Source organism: Ruegeria sp. YKSF131 (genome assembly GCF_059612645.1).
In genome coordinates, this window is the sequence record NZ_JBXWQZ010000039.1 from 1 (window position 1) to 17,740 (window position 17,740).

The following is a 17,740-nucleotide window of genomic DNA, read 5'->3' on the forward strand; positions in this document are numbered from 1 at the left end:
ATATCCCTGCTCGTCCGCAGGTGCCGCCGAATGCGCAAACAACATCGACATGGGTACGCCAAGGCATTCGGCGATCTGCCTCAGGTCCGAGATCGACGGCTCAGACATGTCACGTTCGACCTGGCTGAGCCAGCCCACAGACCTGTCCAGCCGGGTTGCGATAGCACTCAGCGTCAATCCACGCGCCTTGCGCAGCGCGCGGATATCTGCACCAAGTGTTGCACTTTGCGGGGCCTGGCTGTTCAAGGGGGCTCCAACTCTCGTGAAAATTTGATCTCGTTTTTCACGATGCCTCGATTCCGTGAAATTTCCAAGCATTTTTTCACGCAAGCCCGTATTCCGGATTGGCTATGCCCTGACGTTTCGGTCACTCAGCTGATATGGCAAACATATGTATCGGTGGTGGCAGAGGCGCGCTCGTGCCAAAGCGTGAAGCCTGTTTTTTGCAGAACGCGGGCTGAACCCGGATTGTCACGCCCGACCCCGGCAATGAGACGCACGGCAGGCCCAGGCGTCAATGCGTCCTGCAACCCTTGCAACATCTCGGAGGCGTAGCCATTCCCCCAAGCGGATTCTGCAATCAGATAGCCAACGTGAAGGTTTGGAATTGAATCGGCCTCTGTACTCATGGCCAACACGAATAGGCCAATAAGGTGGTTACCGCGGTTATAGCGCGCAAGCAGAATATCGCTTTCAGCACGTCTGTCATCAATCCAGTTCGAAATATCCCGGCCCTGCAACTGCATCGACGGTGGCAGGTGTTTCAGGACCGCAGGGGTCAGAAGCGCGACAAGATCATCTTCAAGCCGAGCTCGCAATCGCGGATCGGTGAGTTCAACCTTCCAGTTGCGAACCGAAAGGCGCGGAGTTCGGAAATGGCCTGGAACCATGGTTAATCCAATACGTATCGGGCTTTCCGGTTTTATCAGGCCCCGAGCGAAATCGAAAAGAGGAAACCGGTAGACGCACCTTGTACGGACCGAGAATCAATCAGGCTTGTGCGAAGGTCTTTGACAGGATCGCGGACAGGTTATCCGCGTCTTCAGTTGAGAACGCATCGGGTTGATTGCTGTCGATGTCGAAAACTGCAATCAACTCGCCCGCTGCGTTCCGCACCGGCAGAACAAGTTCGGACCGGGTTGAACTGGCGCAAGCGATGTGACCCGGAAACGCGTCGACATCCGGCACCAGCTGCACTTCGCCAGTGCGCGCTACCGCCCCGCAGACGCCGCGCGCGAACGGGATGACCAGACAGCCATGCCCACCCTGGTACGGGCCGATTTTCAGCAAACCCGGTTCTGTCACTCGGTAAAACCCGGTCCAGTCGAAACGGTTGTCAGAATAATGGACCTCGCAAGCAACGGTGGCCATCAGGGCAACCTGATCGGTTTCGCCTTCGGTCAATGCTGCAATTGTACTGGCCAGCGTACTGTAATCGACGGTCATAGGTCCCGAACCCCTTGGAAAACCCCCGGGGGCGCTGCCCCCGAAACCCCCGGAGTAATTCGAAAAAGATGAAGGGTCAAATGCGTTCGATCGCGATAGCTGTTCCTTCACCGCCGCCGATGCAGATTGCAGCAACCCCCCGCTTGAGATTTCGTTTCTCGAGCGCGTTCAACAAGGTGACCATTATACGGGCGCCAGATGCTCCTATAGGATGGCCCAAGGCACAGGCACCGCCATTTACGTTCACCTTGTCGCGCGGCAATCCCATCTCGTGCATGAAAGCCATCGGCACAACTGCGAAGGCTTCATTGACCTCCCACAGGTCGACATCATCCTTGTTCCAACCGATGCGGGACAGGAGCTTTTGCGCCGCCGGAACCGGCGCAGTCGTGAAAAGTCCGGGTGCCTGCGCATGGCTGGCATGTCCCAGAATACGGGCCCGAACTGTCAGCCCTCGCGCTTCTGCCGTCTCAGCCGATGCCAGAACAAGCGCCGCCGCGCCGTCGGATATTGACGAGGAATTGGCGGCGGTCACTGTCCCGTCCTTGCGGAAAGCGGGATTCAGCGTCGGAATTTTCTCGGGACGGGCAGATTTGGGTTGCTCGTCAGCCACCTGTACAATCTCACCCTTTCGCGTGCGCACTGTGACGGGGACGATCTCGCCCGCGAAAGCACCGCTTTCTTGCGCGGAAAGTGCGTTGGACAAGGATTTCAAGGCATATTCATCCTGCGCTTCGCGGGTGAACTGATACGCCTCAGCGCAGTCTTCGGCAAAGGTTCCCATCAGGCGGCCCTTGTCATAGGCGTCTTCCAGCCCGTCAAGGAACATGTGGTCGATCACCTGACCATGACCGATGCGCGCACCGCCCCGCATTTTCGGCAGCAGGTAGGGCGCGTTGGTCATGCTCTCCATACCTCCGGCGACCATTGTATCCGCATAACCCAATGCGATCTGGTCGAAGGCCATCATCGCCGCCTTCATCCCGGAACCACACATCTTGTTCAGCGTGGTGGCGGGAACCTCCTCGCCCAAGCCCGCCGCGAAACCCGCCTGGCGCGCCGGAGCCTGCCCCTGACCTGCGGGCAGGACACATCCCATCAACACCTCGTCAACCGTCTGTGCCCCTGCCTGCTTTAACGCGGCACGAATCGCTGCGCCGCCAAGCTCGGATGCTGCGACACCGTCGAACATGCCCTGAAAACCACCCATTGGCGTTCTGGCAGCACCTGTAATAACAACATCTCTCATCCGGATAATCCTCCTGCCGTCCGGTCCTTGAATACCGAATGGTAAGAATTCGCGTCTAGCGTATTTCTACGACTCATTTTCAAATTGGAGGGCGGCCGGACCATGGGGCTGACCAGCACATCAGACGGTACGACACAGATTATCACCGTTCACTCTGACCGGATCGACGCTGCGATGGCCATTCAGTTCAAAGAAGACATGCGCGCAGAGACCGAGGCCTGCGCTGATCGGGTTATCCTTGACCTTTCAGGTGTCGAGTTCATCGATTCAAGCGGGCTGGGCGCAATCGTGGCCTCCATGAAACAACTGGGGCTGAACCGAAGGCTTGATCTGGCAGGCCCGCAGCCCGTGGTGGAAAAGGTCTTTCGCCTGACGCGCATGGATACCGTGTTCAGGTTGTTTGCGACACTGGATGACGCCCTGTCGAAACCGGACAGGTGACAAGAGCAGGAGTGCGACAACATGGAGCCCATTTGTAACGCGACCTGCCTGGAAGTGAGCTTTCCCGCAGCGGAAACAGAAGCCAGCGCGGGGATTGCGAAACTCAGTGCCGGACTGGCGAAACGAGGGTTGCCGCCGCACAAGGCGGACGACGTCAAGATCGCACTGGCAGAAGCAATCAACAACGTTGTGGAACATGCTTATATGGACGTGGCCCCGGCCGGGGTTCAGGTCACATGCCGGTTGGACAGAAACCGCCTGGACATTCTGATCTCGGACACGGGCCATCCATTGCCCGGCTACGAACCACCAGACGGAACACCAGCACCACTGGGAACCCGCATTCAGGATCTGCCCGAAGGCGGGTTCGGCTGGTTCCTGATTCATCAACTTACCAGCGATATCTGTTATGAGCGTCGCGACGGGTGCAATCGGCTATCCTTGCGATTTAACTTTGACAAGAACGGGTAATCAGCCGCAATTGGCCACAATAACGCCATTTTCGAAACATTGTCGCGCCGCAAATCGCCGCCATACAGTGACTCGTAGCTCAGATAGCTTCCCTCGGCGCCAATTATCACAGCCCCCACCCAGTGAACGGCGCCGAGGATCTCCCCCCAACTTGAATTGACTGGACAACCGGCAATCAGAGAATAGCTTTCCCCTGTTTTAAGGAGAAAGAACCACCATGCGTGATCTGCACAAACCTGGCCGGTCGGAAGTTTTTGCAACGCGGGGGATGTGCGCAACGTCGCACCCGCTGGCCGCCAAGGTGGCAATCGATATTCTTGAGCGCGGCGGCAACGCCATGGACGCAGCGATTGCAGGTGCAGTTCTCCTTGGGATTTGCGAACCGCAGATGACCGGGTTGGGGGGCGATTGTTTCGTTTTGTTCAGCCGTGCGGGCGAAAACCGGATACGCGCATTGAACGGATCGGGTCGCGCGCCGGCCGCCGCGCGGGCGCAGCCCTTGCGAGACAAGGGTCTGTCATCTGTACTGTTGAACGGCCCGGACGCGGTGACTGTTCCCGGTGCCGTGGACGCCTTCTGTCACCTTGCAGAAACCGAAGGACGTTTGGGGCTGGGCGCGATTCTGGAACCCGCAATCCACTATGCCGATGCTGGCGTTCCGGTGGCCCCTCGGGTTGCATTTGACTGGAAAACAGGGGCGACCACATTACAGGGCGCTGCGCGTGATCATTATCTGGTCAATGGGCAAATACCCGCAATCGGGCAGATCTTTCGCGCCCCCGGTCAGGCTGAGGTCTTGCGCAGGATCGCCAGCCAGGGACGAGACGCTTTTTATTCAGGAGACATTGCCGAGGATATGATCCGGGCTCTGTCCGCACTCGGAGGTGTCCACACCGCCGAGGACTTCCACCGCACCAAGTGCACAGAAACGCAGCCCATGCGCGGGGCCTACAAGGGTGTTGATCTGGTCGAACACCCGCCGAACGGCCAAGGTGCAACCGCGATCCTGCTGCTGAACATTCTAAAACAGTTCGATCTGGCCAGTATGGATCCATTTGGAGCAGAACGGGTTCATATCGAGGCTGAAGCCACCAAGCTGGCTTATGACGCGCGCAACCGGTTTATTGCTGATCCCGATCATGTCGCGCGGGCCGAGCGGTTTCTTGATATGGATGTAGCAGTCAGGCTGGCGGCATTGATTGACCCAAAACGCGCAATGCCCGCAGCAGCACCTTTGACGGAAGCCATACACAAAGACACGGTCTATATCACAGTGGTCGACCGCGACCTTATGGCTGTGTCGCTGATCTACTCGATCTTTCATGGCTTTGGGTCAGGGATCGCGTCCGAGAGATACGGCATCTTGCTTCAGAACAGGGGCGCGGGGTTCACGCTTCAGCCGGGTCACCCCAATGAACTGGCTGGTGGCAAGCGCCCGATGCACACGATCATACCGGGGATGTTGACCGAGAATTACCGTGTCACGATGCCATTCGGCGTCATGGGCGGTGCTTATCAACCGACCGGGCACGCGCGTTTCGTTTCGAACCTTAGGGACTTTGGGCTGGAGCTACAGGAAAGCATCAACGCGCCGCGTGCCTTTTTTGATGGAAGTGTCCTGAAACTGGAGCGGGGCTATTCTGAAGAAGTGGCGAAACAATTGTCTGAAATCGGCCACAATATTGAAATTCCGGAAACTCCGCTTGGTGGAGCGCAAGCGATCCGAATCCGAAAAGACGGTGTTTTGGAAGGTGCCAGCGACCCGCGCAAGGATGGGTGCGCCCTTGGATACTGATCAGCGGCAGTACAATGCCGACCGGTTCGCCACACCTAGTTCAGGTGGAAATGCAGAGGGTAAGCACCGTCTTCGAATGGGCCGAACATGTTGGAGATATCCGGGTGTTCAACCGGCTCGCCGGAATAGTCTGCAACCAGATTTTGTTCTGAAACATAAGCAACATAGAAGGATTGGTCGTTCTCTGCCAACAGGTGGTAGAACGGCTGTTCTTTCCTTGGACGGCTGTCTTCCGGAATGGCCTGATACCATTCTTCTGTGTTCGAAAACTCTGGGTCCACGTCAAAAATCACCCCTCGAAAAGGGTGTTTCTTGTGACGGACCACCTGGCCCAATCCGTATTTCGCGCGTGTCTTTAACATTGTTTCAGCCCCCACCGCTTTTACTAACGGTTTTTGGCCCGAAATGCCAATCATTGATGTGAAATTCAGGGAAACAGTCTGTGAACCTAATACTGACAGTGTTCGAAATCGTGGCCCCGGTTTTTCTCTTGGCAGCCATTGGCTTTACCTGGGTCAAACTGGGGTTCGAATACCGGCTGCAATTTGTGACACGCTTTGCAACGACGCTGGCAATGCCCAGTCTGATCTTTGTTGCGCTCATGCAAACCGACATCCCGGGCGGAGATTTGTCGCGTTTCACATCCGCGACCCTGGTCGCAAATCTTCTGCTGGCAGGGGTGTTCTGGTTGCTGGTTCGCGTATTGAAACTGGATCAGCGCACGTACCTGTCACCGCTGATTTTCGGCAATACCGGCAATCTTGGCTTGCCGCTATGTATCTTTGCGTTCGGACAGATTGGCTTGGGTTACGCAGTCATCTTTCTGTCTGTAACTGCGCTGTTTTCTTTCACTTATGGAATATACCTAGTCGCAGGAAAAGGCGCATGGGGACAAGTCTTGCGCCAGCCGATGGCGTGGGCGACCATTCTGGGTGCAGTGTTTTTGTGGCAAGGGTGGCAAACTCCGACATTTCTAACCAACACGTTAGAGCTCTTGGGGCAAATGGCTGTTCCGCTGATGTTGGTCACGGTCGGTGTGGCAATCGCCCGCCTGACCTCGCGCAGTCTGGGGCAAGCACTCTGGTTGTCAGTCCTGAAACTTATCGTCTGCTTTGCGTTGGGCTGGGGGATTGGAGTGTTGTTTGATCTGGACACTGTCGCCTTTGGCGTTCTGGTCCTGCAAATTTGTACGCCGGTCGCTGTGACCTCATATTTGCTGGCAGAACGATTTGAGGCCGATTCCGATGCCGTTGCCGGCATGGTCATGGTGTCCACTGTGCTTTCCGTGGCGGCGTTACCCGTAATTCTTGCCATTGTTTTGTAGCGATTGTGATTTCCTCAGAGCTCAATCTACGCTAGAATAAACAAAAAAAGGCATGAGGCACATGAGCAGAATTCTTATCGTACTCTTCGGGGTGCTGCTTTTGGCATCCTGTGGCGGCGGGTCAAAACAACCGCCCAGCAAACTGAACGACGCATGCAGTATTGCGCACGAGCGACCGGATTTTATCAAGGCTTTCAAAAGCACCGAGCAGAAATGGGGTGTTCCGGTTCACGTTCAGATGGCCACGATTTATCAGGAAAGCCGATATCGCCACGATGCACGTACCCCACACCGTTACGTGCTGGGCGTGATCCCGATGGGGCGGCAAAGCAGCGCCTATGGGTTCAGCCAAGCACTGGACGGCACCTGGGATCAATATCAGCGCGAAACCGGCAAGCGTCGGGCCAAGCGGGATCGCATCCGCGACGCGTCGGACTTCATCGGCTGGTATATGAACAAAAGCTATGAGCGCAACGGCATCCACCCCGGCGACACACGCAATCAATACCTGGCCTATCACGAAGGCCACACGGGGTACGCACGCGGCACCCACAACAGCAAATCATGGTTGTTGAGCGTGGCCAATGACGTGGACGCACGCGCGCAACTGTATCAGGCGCAATTAGCGAACTGCCGGTACTGAGTCATACTCAACGGGTCAGCGATTGACTGACCCGCGTCTTTCCTTGTTCGAAAAAAGGCCCTGATCCAGGTCATCGCTTTCCGTCAGCGCGCCCAGAAGAACTGTGGTCTGACTGCCCGCGTTGTCATGGATCACCCATTTGCGAAGTTCGACCGGGTTATCGGTGAACATCAATTCAATCCGGCCTGCTTCAGGGTTCTTGGGGTCTTGTGCAGTGACCACTGTGGCCGTGCCGTCAAAGCTGTGGCCGACAACCATATTGGCCTGATCAAGATTCACATTGCGCGCCAGCACAATGGATAGCGGCGTGCGCTTCAGCGGGTATTGCTCGGGCGGCTGGTTCGATTTGGGATCAAAGATCTGTACACTGCCCGAGCGCGCCAGCACCACAGCGCTGTTGGGCGGGTCATATTCGAACCGCATCTTGCCCGGGCGCTGCATCCACAGCTGCCCGGTGCTCAACGAGCCATCATCATTCACCTGCGTGAACGTTGTCTGAACCGTTTTCAATCCGTTCAGGTAACTTGAGATTTGCGAAAGCGGCAGTTTTTCCGCCGCCCAGGCGGCTGGTGCAGCCAGTGTCAAAGCAAGGGCAAAAGCAATCTGTTTCATGCCGTACAGATAGGCTGTCTGCCCTTGTTATTAAATATCCTATTGCTCGGGGACGAGGATTTCGCGTTTCCCGACATGATTTGCTGACGAAACAACACCTTCCTCTTCCATCTGCTCAACAAGCCGCGCCGCCTTGTTGTACCCGATGGCGAGTTTCCGCTGAATGTAAGAGGTCGAGCATTTGCGATCCTTGATCACAATTGCCACCGCCTGATCGTACAGCGCGTCTTCTCCGTTCGTGTTGCCACCTGTATTCAGCCCCAGAACGGCGTCAATGTTGTCGACCTTGTCCTCGGCCGGTCCATCCAGAACGCTGCCCACGTAATCGGGCGGGCCGAATTGTTTGAGGTGGTTGACGATTTCCTCGACCTCTTCATCCGACACAAACGGCCCGTGGCATCGGGTGATCTTGGCGCCACCGGCCATGTAAAGCATGTCGCCCTGCCCCAGCAGCTGCTCGGCGCCCATCTCGCCCAAAATGGTACGGCTGTCGATTTTTGAGGTCACCTGGAACGAAATCCGCGTCGGGAAGTTGGCTTTGATCGTGCCGGTGATCACGTCAACAGACGGGCGCTGTGTTGCCATGATCAGGTGAATGCCCGAGGCCCGCGCCATTTGCGCCAGACGCTGGATACACGCTTCGATCTCCTTGCCCGCGACCATCATCAGATCGGCCATCTCATCAACAATGACGACGATATAGGGCATCGCTTCGGGCGCGAATTGTTCCGTCTCGAATGTTGGTTCACCGGTTTCATCGTCAAACCCGGTCTGCACCGTGCGGCTGAACAACTCGCCCTTGGCCAGCGCATCCTTCACACGGCCATTGTAGCCAGCGATGTTGCGCACGCCCATCTTGGACATCTTGCGATAGCGGTCTTCCATTTCGCCCACGACCCATTTCAGGGCCACGACCGCTTTCTTCGGATCGGTCACAACGGGCGACAGCAGATGCGGGATGCCATCGTAAACCGACAGTTCCAGCATCTTGGGGTCGATCATGATAAGGCGGCATTCATCCGGCGTCAGCTTGTAAAGCAGCGACAGGATCATCGTGTTGATCGCCACCGACTTGCCCGAACCCGTGGTCCCGGCGATTAGCAGGTGAGGCATCTTGGCCAGGTTCGCCACCACGGACGCGCCGCCGATATCCTTGCCCAGCGCCAACGGCAGCGCCTGATTGCCATCGCCGAAATCGCGGCTGGCGAGGATTTCGCGTAGAACCACCATTTCCCGGTTTTCATTGGGCAACTCGATCCCGATCACCGAACGGCCGGGCAGTGTCGAAACACGTGCCGAAAGGGCCGACATCGAGCGCGCAATATCGTCTGCCAAACCGATCACACGGCTCGCCTTAAGGCCCGGAGCGGGCTCCAGCTCGTACATGGTCACGACCGGGCCGGGGCGTACGCTGACGATCTCACCCTTGACGCCGTAATCGTCCAGAACGTTTTCCAGCATCCGCGCGTTTTCTTCCAAGGCCTCATCGCTCAGGTGATGGCGCTGGATATTTGCGGGGTTGGACAATAAGCCCAGAGGCGGCAGTTCAAAATCAGAGTGTCGTTCCTCGAAGGACAATGCCGGTTGCGCTTCGGCCTGCGCACGACGGGACGGCAACGGTGTCCGGCGCACGGGCTGCGCCACCACAGGCTTCCGCGGTTCAGCCACTGGGATCTTCATCGCCTGACGCGGTTGCGGCATGGCATCGGCGACATCCTCGAAAACCGATTCATCATCGATATCCAACTCGGACGCGTAGTCGTATTGTTCCGTCCCGGCCTCATAACCCATCAAAGCAAGCTCTGGTGCCTCTGGCGTGTCACCAGTGGACACCTGCGGCTCGGGGCGCAGACCATACGCCGTCACCGGCGGTTCCGGGGGCAATTCGGACAAGGTATGCTGGTTCAGGATCAGCGGATCGGGACGGCGTCCACGACCTTTGGTCAACGGCAGGCTGGGATCTGGCTCGGGTGTCATTTCGCCCACAGCAACCTTGCGATTTCGCACGGCGGCCGAGATTTTGGAGCGGATGCGATCTTCGCCGGGCATGTCGTCAAAGCCCGCGATCGGTTCCGGGTCCACCAGCTCGGGTTCGGGCATTGGATCGGGGCGACGGATAAGCGACGGCATTCGCGCCAACAGGCCCGATTTGACCGGAGGTTCAGGGCGTCCCAATTCAGGTTCTTCAAAAACAGGGTCGGCATAGACCAGTTCGTCGTCAAACATCGCCTCGACCGCTTCAGCCCGAGCAAGCTTGCGTTCTTCCCACTGCGCCCGGCGATCCCGTGCCGCTTGCGCGGCCGAAGCCGCACCGCGCCCCATCAGCGTCATCAGCATGTCATAAGACATCACAAGGCCCAGGATGAAGGCCCGGAAGCCACGTTTCACGTCGGCCTTGGTGAAGCCCAGCACAAAAACACCCAGCGCGGTCATACCGACGGCCATGGCCAGAGACATCAGTTTGACCAGAAAATGCGAGGAGATCGGCAACAGCGTCAGCAACGCGCCCATGACCGTGTCGCCAAACAAACCGCCCAAACCGTAGCTATGCGTTGCACGCCACTCGGCACCGGGAACAAGGGTTGCGGCATAGACCGAGGCTACAGCGATCCAGATCGGGGCAAAGATCAGGCGGGCAATGGCCCGGTCTTCACCGAAATGGCCCGCAAAACGCAGACCCCATCCAGCCAGAACAAGCGCGATGCCCCAGCTTCCCCAGCCCACGATCATGAACAAGGGGGCTGCAATAGACGCGCCCACCCGTCCCATCCAGTTCTGCACCGGTGCATCGGTCGAAACCATCCAGTTGGGATCATCGGGCGTATAGGACCAGATCATCGCAGCCGCGGCCAAGCCCAACAGGATCAGCGCGATACCGATCAGTTCCTTACTGCGTCGCTCCAGGGCTGCCTGTGTTGTGCTGTCCAGCAATGGGTCGCGGTTTCGCGCATTATATGATGCCATTTTGCCCTCGTACCTCACGTATAGATGCAGTCGCGGAGTGTGATCAGACCACGCTGCAACTCTGTTTTTGGGGCTACCAATGCAACCCGGATAAAGCCTTCGCCCGGGTTATTTCCCAGATCGCCTTGTGAAAGATATGCGCCAGGAAGAACCCGAACCCCGGTTTCCTTCCAAACCTTCAATGCCGCGTCCTCGCCATTCTCGACCGGCAACCACAGAAAGAACCCGGCCTCTGGCGACATGTAACCTTGCACGCCCGCAAACACCTCATCAGCAATGGCGTATTTCTCCTGATAGAGCGCGCGGTTTTGCTCGACATGTATCTCATCCGCCCAGACGCGCGCGGCGGCGGCTTGCAAGGGCAAAGGCAGTGGGGACCCGGCATAGGTGCGCAGCTTTTTCACCTGACTGATGGACTTTGGTCCACCTGCAATTAGGCCCGAGCGCAAACCGGCCAGGTTCGAGCGTTTGGACAGGGAATTAAACAGCGTGATCCGTTCGGGATCAGCCCCCAGTTCCTGCGCGACAGTCAGAACCCCCGTCGGGGCTTGGTCACGGTAAATCTCGGAATAGCACTCGTCGGCAAAAATGCGGAAATCGTAAGCCTCGGCCAGACGGATCAGGTCAGCCCAATAGTCACGCGACGCAACTGCACCCTGCGGGTTGGCCGGGGAACAGATATAAGCCACCGCAGTTCGGTTCAGCACATCTTCGGACAGGCTGGAATAATCGGGCAGATGACCTGTCGCGGCGGTTGCAGGGACAAAATAAGGTTGCGCACCCACCGAAATCGACGCGACCATGTAGACCTGATAAAACGGGTTCGGGCACAGGATGACCGGTTGTTTGCCATTCTTCTGTTCCGGGCACAGCGCCATGGCCGCATTATACAGCCCCTCACGTGTGCCGTTCAGCGCCATGACGTTGGTGTCAGAGTCCATTTCGACCCCATAGCGCCGCTTGATCCAGCCCGTGATTGCACCGCGCAGGTCTTCCGAGCCTTCGTTCGGCGGATAGCCCTGAAACCCGGCCGCGTTTTCCATGATGACATCCGTCACCCAGGCAGGAAAGTCGTGCGTGGGCGCGCCAATCGTCATATGAACGACGTCACCGCCCGGTTGATGGTGATCCAACAGGGCGCGCAAACGCGGGAATGCATATTCCGGTAGGTTCGAAAACCGCTCGGGGAAATCCATATTACTGCCTCAATATCGGGGTCATTTGCGCCCCGTTTTTTTGGCAGATTACAGCCCGCATACCTCTTCGTCCAGACAAAGAGGTTCCGAATCAGTGGATTGTGGCATTCAGGCCAATGCCGATTCTGCCGCTGACCCCAACCGCAACAGGGCCTCTTCCGAGTTCGGATACCCCATCATCATCAGCCCGCAACAGGGCGTTCCGGTGGGCAGGGTCAGCGCCGCAAGCCCCATCAGGTTGCCGATCCGCGTATTGCGAAGGGCCAGCAGGTTTTCTGTCACGTAATAGTCGTGATCGGTCATCAACCGGTCCAGATTGGGTGGCAAAATCGGTGCCGTGGGTGCCAGAACCGCATCGAACCCGGCAGTTGCCGCATCCCAGGCACTGCGGCACGCCTTGAGCTTAGCCCAGGCCGCGACATAATCGGGCCCGGAATAGCCCTTACCAATGCGGAACCGTTCCAGGATTTCGGGATACATTGCCTCTGGGTTGGCCTCGATCACATCGCGCCACAACCCATAGGCCTCGGTCGTGTAGACGACGCTGGACAGGGTCATCGCCTCGTTCAGCTCGGGCACGTCCAATGGAACAATCTCAGCGCCTGCATCCGCAAGTTTCGCAATGGCCTCGTCATAGGCTTTTCGCGGGGCATCACGCAGGTCGTCCTTGGCAATGTTCTGCAAATCAGCAAAGCGACGGCCTTTCAGCGAAGCGCCCCTCAGGTCTGCAGGTGCCCCGCCTTCCAACAGGGCCAGCATATGTGCTGCATCTTCAACAGATCGCGCCAGTGGCCCGACAGTGTCAAACCGCAGGCAGAGCGGCACCACGCCTTCAAGGCTCAGCCGCCCGACCGTGGTTTTCAACCCCACCAGATCATTCCATGCCGCTGGAATTCGCACTGAACCGCCGGTATCGGAACCAATCCCGCAGGCCGCCAACCCCCAGGCGACCGACGCGCCCGCACCAGATGAAGACCCACCTGGCACAGCCGTTTCATCATGGATACAAGGGGGCGTTTCGGTGATCGGGTTCAATCCAAGGCCGGAAAAGGCCAGCTCGCTCATATGCGTCTTACCCAGACAGACCGTTCCCATCTGGGTTGCGTGGCGTACCACAAGTGCATCCGCGTCCGGCACCCGGTCTTTCAAAAGCGCCGACCCGGCCTCGGTCGCAGTACCAGCGGTGTCGAACAGGTCTTTCCAGCTAATGGGAACCCCATCCAGCAACGACCGCCGCAATCCCATCTTCGCGCGTTGCTGCGCGGCTTCGGCCTCGGCGCGGGCGCGGTCATGGGTGACGCGGGCATAGATGCGGTCGCGGTGCGGATGGGCGTCTATTGCGGACAGGTAGGTTTCCGTCAATTCAACCGGATCGATCTGGCCCATCCCAATTCCACGGCCCAAATCACACGCCGTCATGGTCAACCAATCCTGCATCCCGCCCCCTCCTGCTTTTTGGCTTGAAAGAACGGTAGCGACAGGACTGCACATGGACAATCCCGAAAGGGCGCGCATATTGCAGGGCATGACACAGGCATCTGACATTCTGATCGTGGGCGGCGGGCTGAACGGCCCGGCTTTGGCATTGGCTCTGGCACAAACCGGACATTCGGTCACAGTGATTGATGCGCTGGAAGAGAAGGTCCGCAAGAATGCGGCATTCGACGGGCGAGCCTATGCGCTGGCCTTGGCGTCACAGCGCTTGCTGGCTGCCATCGGTGTCTGGGACCGCGTTGCGGAACACGCCCAACCGATGCTGGAGATCAAGGTCACAGACGGCCACGCCGGTACAGGCCCGTCACCGTTTTTCATGCATTTCGACCACGCCGAAATAGAAGAAGGCCCGATGGGGTATATGGTCGAAGACCGTCACCTGCGCCGCGCCTTTCTGGACGCTATGGCTGATGAGCCCCGCATCACTCAGCTGAGTGGCAAGACTGTTGTGTCGCAACAAGCCGACACCACTGGAGTGACCGTGACGCTGGACGATGGTTCGACTGTGAACAGCAGCCTGCTGGTTGGGTGTGACGGCCGCCACAGCGGCACCGCGCGCCGCGCAGGTATCAAGCGCACAGGTTGGGAGTATGGCCAGACCGCACTTGTCTGCGCCATTGAACACGAGCTGCCGCATCACGGCATTGCCCATCAGTTCTTCATGCCGCCAGGCCCCTTGGCGATTCTGCCGCTGACCGGCAATCGCAGTTCCATTGTATGGAGCGAACGCACCAAGGCCGCGCAACAGATCAACGCCCTGCCCGAGGGCGACTATCTGCAAGTCCTACGCCCACGGTTCGGCGATTTCCTAGGTGAAATCCGCCTGGCAGGAGATCGTTTCACCTATCCTTTGAACCTGACCATCGCCAATTCCTTTGTCGCTGATCGTCTGGCACTGGTCGGGGATGCCGCCCACGGGATGCACCCGATTGCCGGTCAGGGCCTTAACGCCGGTCTGCGTGATGTCGGCGCGCTGGCAGAGGTTCTGACCATGGCAGGGCGGCGCGGCGAAGACATCGGGTCGCTTATGGTGCTGGAACGCTATCAGGAATGGCGCAGGTTCGACACCGCTGCTCTTGCGATGGCAACGGATGTTTTCAACAAACTGTTCTCGAACGACAACCCGTTGCTGCGCATTGGGCGAGACGTTGGTATGGGAATTGTCGGCGCACTGCCGGGGTTGCAGCGCGGTTTCGTCCGCGAAGCCGCCGGTTTGACCGGAGATTTGCCCAAGCTGCTGCAAGGGCAGCCAATTTAGTCCAGCTGCCGTGCCTCGTCGACCAGCATGACCGGAATGCCGTTGCGGATGGGAAAAGCCAGACCTGCGGCCTGTGACACAAGTTCCTGCCTTTCGGCGTCATAGCGCAGGGTCGTTTGCGTCTGCGGGCAGACCAGAGCTTCGAGCATGCGGCGATCAAAGGCGTGTTCAGGGTCAGTCATTGCAGTTTTTCCTCATTCGATCCGCCTCGCATTGCGAATTCTATCAATGTCATCAGCGTCTCGCGCCGTGTGCGCAGGCAAGGGGCCTCTAACAAGGCCTGTTTGTCTTCCGGGTCAAAGTCCAGCAACATGGACAGCGAGTTCACCAGCAATTCATCCTCGGCATCTTTCAGAGAAGCCCAATCGGTGGACAATTGCCGGGACGAAAAGAAGCGTTCCAGCAAAGCTAGGAACTTGGTGCGATTGAACCTGTCGTCGTTTTCGGCCTTGCCCAGATCCCTGTCAAAGCCGTCCCACGAAACTTCGCACCGCCGGTATGGCGTGAAAGCGTCCAACTCTGAAACCACGCGGAACCGGGACACACCGGTCAGCGTGATCAGATAACGGCCATCTTCCGTTTCGGAAAACTGGGTCACACGCCCGACGCATCCGATGCGGTGCAGTTTGTTCTCATCATGGGCCGCAGGATTTGGCTGGACCATCGCAATCAGCCGTTCCTTGGTCTTGAGCGCATCGTCCAGCATTTGCAAATAGCGCGGCTCGAAGATGTGAAGCGGCAAGCGCGAGCGGGGCAACAACAGCGCCCCGGGCAAGGGGAACACGGATACGGTGTCCGGCAGATCGGCGGGATGCATCATGTCCCAATTCTAGCTCTGATCAGAAATTAGGCAAATATCATCGAGCTGAGTTTGCGGCGACCGTTCAGAACGATCGGGTCATTGGGCTTGAGCGCATCAAAGATCGTGAAAAGCTGGGTCTTGGCGGCCCCGTCATCCCACTCACGATCCCGGCGGAACAATTCCAGCAATTGCGCCACGGCTTCTTCCACTTCGCCGTTCGCATGCAATGCCTGTGCCAGGTCAAACCGGGCCTGAAGATTTTCGGGGTCTGCTTCAACGGCCGCTGTCAGATCAGCCACCGGACCCGCATCAGCCGCTTGCTTGGCCAGTTGCAATTGCGCATGCGCAGCCTCGACCTCGGCCGAGTTGGATATTTCAGCCGGTGCACCGTTCAGGATGGCCTCGGCATGCTCCAGATCGCCAGTGGCGATATGTGCCCGCACCAGCCCGCCATATGCTGCCGCGTGGTTCGGGTCTTCGCCAAGAACGGCGGCAAAAGTCTGCGCGGCATCTGCCGCTGCGCCTTCGCTCAGCATTTCTTCGGCGGCAACTACCGCGTCATCCAATTGACCACCGGGGCTTTCCCCACCTGACGCCTCGATCACGCGGTCTACGAAAGCCTTGATCTCGGACCCCGGCAGCGCGCCCTGAAAACCGTCCACGGGTTGCCCTTTAAAAAACGCGTAGACCGTTGGAATCGACTGGATGCGCATTTGCGAGGCGATCATCTGTGCCTCGTCCACGTTGATCTTGACCATCTTCACCGCGCCTTTGGCGGCGGTAACAGCGTCTTCCAGCATCGGGCCCAGCGTCTTGCACGGGCCGCACCAAGGTGCCCAGAAGTCAACGATAACAGGCGTTTCCTGCGAAGCTTCGACCACATCGACCATGAAAGTGGCCTCGGTCCCGTCCTTGATCAGATCGGTGGCTGGGGCGGCTGCGCCGTTCAGGATGTCCATGGCAATCACTCTTTCGTTCGAACTTGCGCTCTATATGCAATCGCTTGTCGCAGAAACCAAGGGCAGAGTTTCAGTTCAGATGTCGAAAGTCGCAAAGACCGGCGCATGATCGCTGGGCTTCTCCCACCCACGCGCATCCCGCAGAATGCGACTGGAATGACCCGCATTCGAAATATCGGGCGTGGCCCAGACATGATCCAGCCGCCGCCCCTTGTCTGCCGCATCCCAGTCGCGGGCCCGGTAGGACCACCAGCTGAAAAGCTGCCCTTCGGGAATATCCTGCCGGGTGATATCGACCCAACCACCTGCGTCCTGGGTCTCGGCCAGATGTTCCACTTCAATCGGAGTGTGCGAGACGACCTTGAGCAATTGTTTGTGCGACCAGACGTCATCCTCACGCGGGGCAATGTTCAGATCGCCGACGAGGATGGATTTTTCCGGCTTTTCCGCGTGGAACCAATCGCGCATGTCCGTCAGATAGTCGAGCTTTTGGCCAAATTTCTCATTCACTTCACGATCCGGCACATCACCGCCAGCGGGGACATAGAAGTTGTGGATCGTCACACCATTCTCCAACCGACCGGCTATGTGGCGCGCGTGACCGAGATCTGCGAAATCCTTGTCGCCCACCTCTTCTATCGGCAGGCGGGACAGGATGGCGACGCCATTATATCCTTTCTGGCCACGGGCAATCATGTGGGTATAGCCCAGCGCCGCGAACCCTTCGGTCGGAATCTTTTCAACCGGAGACTTGCATTCCTGCAAACACAGAACATCCGGCGCCTCTTCTTCCAACAGTTTCAGCACGATTGGTTCGCGCAGTCGGACCGAGTTGATGTTCCAGGTGGCAAGTGTGAAGGGCATGGTCAGGGAATCCTCTGTCGCGGTTGGGCGGAGGTTAGCGTGGTGTAGTTTGGGGTACCACGAGAAAAGGACGCCGAACAGACGCGGAATGTTTATTGTCAGCTTTGCGGAGATGCTGTTGAAAAAGTCGATGTGTAAGCGCGGCGGAAATAGCGGCTGAAGTCTTCCTGCTCGGCTCTTCACGCCGAGATTGGTCTGAGCTTTGCAAGTTTGCGGAGGTTC

Annotated in this window: 19 protein-coding genes; 6 read left to right on the forward strand and 13 right to left on the reverse strand. The window is 58.0% G+C overall.

Annotation, left to right across the window (positions count from 1 at the left end; genetic code table 11):
• The 4 genes from AC2FLZ_RS14125 to AC2FLZ_RS14140 form a co-directional block, all read right to left on the reverse strand.
• Positions 1-246 (reverse strand): helix-turn-helix domain-containing protein (locus AC2FLZ_RS14125; protein ID WP_496882306.1); only part of this gene is annotated, 246 nt, incomplete at its 3' end.
• Positions 247-371: 125 nt separating this feature from the next.
• Positions 372-890: a GNAT family N-acetyltransferase gene (locus tag AC2FLZ_RS14130; protein ID WP_480555044.1), complete on the reverse strand. Its 519-nt coding sequence runs from the start codon at positions 888-890 to the stop codon at positions 372-374.
• Positions 891-990: 100 nt separating this feature from the next.
• The gene (locus AC2FLZ_RS14135) at positions 991-1,446 is read right to left on the reverse strand and encodes a GAF domain-containing protein (protein ID WP_496715722.1); all 456 of its coding nucleotides are present in this window, start codon (positions 1,444-1,446) and stop codon (positions 991-993) included.
• A 76-nt stretch (positions 1,447-1,522) separates the two neighbouring features.
• Positions 1,523-2,695 (reverse strand): thiolase family protein, encoded by a 1,173-nt coding sequence (locus AC2FLZ_RS14140; protein ID WP_496715723.1) that lies wholly within the window; start codon positions 2,693-2,695, stop codon positions 1,523-1,525.
• 102 nt (positions 2,696-2,797) lie between these two features.
• Between AC2FLZ_RS14140 and AC2FLZ_RS14145 the strand changes: the two genes are divergently transcribed.
• The 3 genes from AC2FLZ_RS14145 to AC2FLZ_RS14155 all read left to right on the forward strand — a co-directional run bounded on the left by AC2FLZ_RS14145 (position 2,798) and on the right by AC2FLZ_RS14155 (position 5,402).
• The gene (locus AC2FLZ_RS14145; protein WP_480555039.1) at positions 2,798-3,136 is read left to right on the forward strand and encodes an STAS domain-containing protein; all 339 of its coding nucleotides are present in this window, start codon (positions 2,798-2,800) and stop codon (positions 3,134-3,136) included.
• 21 nt (positions 3,137-3,157) lie between these two features.
• Complete coding sequence (locus AC2FLZ_RS14150) at positions 3,158-3,607, forward strand: ATP-binding protein (protein ID WP_480555038.1); 450 nt, start codon at positions 3,158-3,160, stop codon at positions 3,605-3,607.
• A 217-nt stretch (positions 3,608-3,824) separates the two neighbouring features.
• Entirely contained in the window at positions 3,825-5,402 is a 1,578-nt protein-coding gene (locus tag AC2FLZ_RS14155) for a gamma-glutamyltransferase family protein (RefSeq protein WP_496715725.1), read from the forward strand.
• A gap of 35 nt (positions 5,403-5,437) precedes the next feature.
• Here the strand turns inward: AC2FLZ_RS14155 and hspQ are convergent, their stop codons facing one another.
• On the reverse strand, positions 5,438-5,764 hold the full coding sequence (gene hspQ, locus AC2FLZ_RS14160) for a heat shock protein HspQ (protein WP_209504966.1): 327 nt from the start codon (positions 5,762-5,764) through the stop codon (positions 5,438-5,440).
• A gap of 80 nt (positions 5,765-5,844) precedes the next feature.
• On the opposite strand from hspQ, the gene AC2FLZ_RS14165 reads away from it, so the two are divergent.
• Together AC2FLZ_RS14165 and AC2FLZ_RS14170 are read left to right on the forward strand one after the other, a co-directional pair.
• On the forward strand, positions 5,845-6,726 hold the full coding sequence (locus tag AC2FLZ_RS14165; RefSeq protein ID WP_480493874.1) for an AEC family transporter: 882 nt from the start codon (positions 5,845-5,847) through the stop codon (positions 6,724-6,726).
• A 61-nt stretch (positions 6,727-6,787) separates the two neighbouring features.
• Positions 6,788-7,369, forward strand: a complete 582-nt coding sequence (locus tag AC2FLZ_RS14170; RefSeq protein ID WP_209504968.1) for a transglycosylase SLT domain-containing protein — start codon at positions 6,788-6,790, stop codon at positions 7,367-7,369.
• A 15-nt stretch (positions 7,370-7,384) separates the two neighbouring features.
• Here AC2FLZ_RS14170 and AC2FLZ_RS14175 read toward each other — a convergent pair whose 3' ends face one another.
• The 4 genes from AC2FLZ_RS14175 to AC2FLZ_RS14190 all read right to left on the reverse strand — a co-directional run bounded on the left by AC2FLZ_RS14175 (position 7,385) and on the right by AC2FLZ_RS14190 (position 13,578).
• The gene (locus AC2FLZ_RS14175) at positions 7,385-7,981 is read right to left on the reverse strand and encodes a LolA family protein (protein ID WP_480474135.1); all 597 of its coding nucleotides are present in this window, start codon (positions 7,979-7,981) and stop codon (positions 7,385-7,387) included.
• Between the two features lie 39 nt (positions 7,982-8,020).
• Entirely contained in the window at positions 8,021-10,945 is a 2,925-nt protein-coding gene (locus AC2FLZ_RS14180; RefSeq protein ID WP_480517832.1) for a DNA translocase FtsK, read from the reverse strand.
• A 14-nt stretch (positions 10,946-10,959) separates the two neighbouring features.
• Entirely contained in the window at positions 10,960-12,141 is a 1,182-nt protein-coding gene (locus AC2FLZ_RS14185; RefSeq protein ID WP_496882307.1) for an aminotransferase class I/II-fold pyridoxal phosphate-dependent enzyme, read from the reverse strand.
• A gap of 108 nt (positions 12,142-12,249) precedes the next feature.
• Complete coding sequence (locus tag AC2FLZ_RS14190) at positions 12,250-13,578, reverse strand: amidase (RefSeq protein ID WP_496882308.1); 1,329 nt, start codon at positions 13,576-13,578, stop codon at positions 12,250-12,252.
• A 52-nt stretch (positions 13,579-13,630) separates the two neighbouring features.
• Here AC2FLZ_RS14190 and AC2FLZ_RS14195 point away from each other — a divergent pair, with 52 nt between their 5' ends.
• Positions 13,631-14,893, forward strand: a complete 1,263-nt coding sequence (locus AC2FLZ_RS14195) for an FAD-dependent monooxygenase (protein WP_496882309.1) — start codon at positions 13,631-13,633, stop codon at positions 14,891-14,893.
• On the opposite strand, the gene AC2FLZ_RS14200 is transcribed toward AC2FLZ_RS14195, so the two are convergent.
• From AC2FLZ_RS14200 to AC2FLZ_RS14215, 4 genes are all read right to left on the reverse strand, one after another.
• Complete coding sequence (locus AC2FLZ_RS14200) at positions 14,890-15,075, reverse strand: Trm112 family protein (RefSeq protein ID WP_209504973.1); 186 nt, start codon at positions 15,073-15,075, stop codon at positions 14,890-14,892. The two genes, AC2FLZ_RS14195 and AC2FLZ_RS14200, sit on opposite strands and share 4 nt — an antisense overlap.
• Positions 15,072-15,713, reverse strand: coding sequence for an LON peptidase substrate-binding domain-containing protein (locus AC2FLZ_RS14205; protein ID WP_496882310.1), 642 nt, complete (start codon positions 15,711-15,713; stop codon positions 15,072-15,074). Before AC2FLZ_RS14205 ends, AC2FLZ_RS14200 begins: the two co-directional genes overlap by 4 nt.
• 26 nt (positions 15,714-15,739) lie before the next feature.
• Positions 15,740-16,654 carry a thioredoxin gene (gene trxA, locus AC2FLZ_RS14210; RefSeq protein ID WP_480474140.1) on the reverse strand — a complete coding sequence of 305 codons (915 nt, stop codon included), beginning with the start codon at positions 16,652-16,654 and terminating at the stop codon, positions 15,740-15,742.
• A gap of 75 nt (positions 16,655-16,729) precedes the next feature.
• On the reverse strand, positions 16,730-17,518 hold the full coding sequence (locus AC2FLZ_RS14215) for an exodeoxyribonuclease III (RefSeq protein WP_267364327.1): 789 nt from the start codon (positions 17,516-17,518) through the stop codon (positions 16,730-16,732).
• Between the last annotated feature and the right edge of the window lie 222 nt (positions 17,519-17,740).

Excerpts from the sequence above, each read along its gene's own strand:
- AC2FLZ_RS14130 (WP_480555044.1), bottom strand. The coding sequence starts at position 890 with ATGGTTCCAGGCCATTTCCGAACTCCGCGCCTTTCGGTTCGCAACTGG.
- AC2FLZ_RS14135 (WP_496715722.1), bottom strand. The coding sequence starts at position 1,446 with ATGACCGTCGATTACAGTACGCTGGCCAGTACAATTGCAGCATTGACC.
- AC2FLZ_RS14140 (WP_496715723.1), bottom strand. The coding sequence starts at position 2,695 with ATGAGAGATGTTGTTATTACAGGTGCTGCCAGAACGCCAATGGGTGGT.
- AC2FLZ_RS14145 (WP_480555039.1), top strand. The coding sequence starts at position 2,798 with ATGGGGCTGACCAGCACATCAGACGGTACGACACAGATTATCACCGTT.
- AC2FLZ_RS14150 (WP_480555038.1), top strand. The coding sequence starts at position 3,158 with ATGGAGCCCATTTGTAACGCGACCTGCCTGGAAGTGAGCTTTCCCGCA.
- AC2FLZ_RS14155 (WP_496715725.1), top strand. The coding sequence starts at position 3,825 with ATGCGTGATCTGCACAAACCTGGCCGGTCGGAAGTTTTTGCAACGCGG.
- hspQ (WP_209504966.1), bottom strand. The coding sequence starts at position 5,764 with ATGTTAAAGACACGCGCGAAATACGGATTGGGCCAGGTGGTCCGTCAC.
- AC2FLZ_RS14170 (WP_209504968.1), top strand. The coding sequence starts at position 6,788 with ATGAGCAGAATTCTTATCGTACTCTTCGGGGTGCTGCTTTTGGCATCC.
- AC2FLZ_RS14175 (WP_480474135.1), bottom strand. The coding sequence starts at position 7,981 with ATGAAACAGATTGCTTTTGCCCTTGCTTTGACACTGGCTGCACCAGCC.
- AC2FLZ_RS14180 (WP_480517832.1), bottom strand. The coding sequence starts at position 10,945 with ATGGCATCATATAATGCGCGAAACCGCGACCCATTGCTGGACAGCACA.
- AC2FLZ_RS14185 (WP_496882307.1), bottom strand. The coding sequence starts at position 12,141 with ATGGATTTCCCCGAGCGGTTTTCGAACCTACCGGAATATGCATTCCCG.
- AC2FLZ_RS14190 (WP_496882308.1), bottom strand. The coding sequence starts at position 13,578 with ATGCAGGATTGGTTGACCATGACGGCGTGTGATTTGGGCCGTGGAATT.
- AC2FLZ_RS14195 (WP_496882309.1), top strand. The coding sequence starts at position 13,631 with ATGGACAATCCCGAAAGGGCGCGCATATTGCAGGGCATGACACAGGCA.
- AC2FLZ_RS14200 (WP_209504973.1), bottom strand. The coding sequence starts at position 15,075 with ATGACTGACCCTGAACACGCCTTTGATCGCCGCATGCTCGAAGCTCTG.
- AC2FLZ_RS14205 (WP_496882310.1), bottom strand. The coding sequence starts at position 15,713 with ATGATGCATCCCGCCGATCTGCCGGACACCGTATCCGTGTTCCCCTTG.
- trxA (WP_480474140.1), bottom strand. The coding sequence starts at position 16,654 with ATGGACATCCTGAACGGCGCAGCCGCCCCAGCCACCGATCTGATCAAG.
- AC2FLZ_RS14215 (WP_267364327.1), bottom strand. The coding sequence starts at position 17,518 with ATGCCCTTCACACTTGCCACCTGGAACATCAACTCGGTCCGACTGCGC.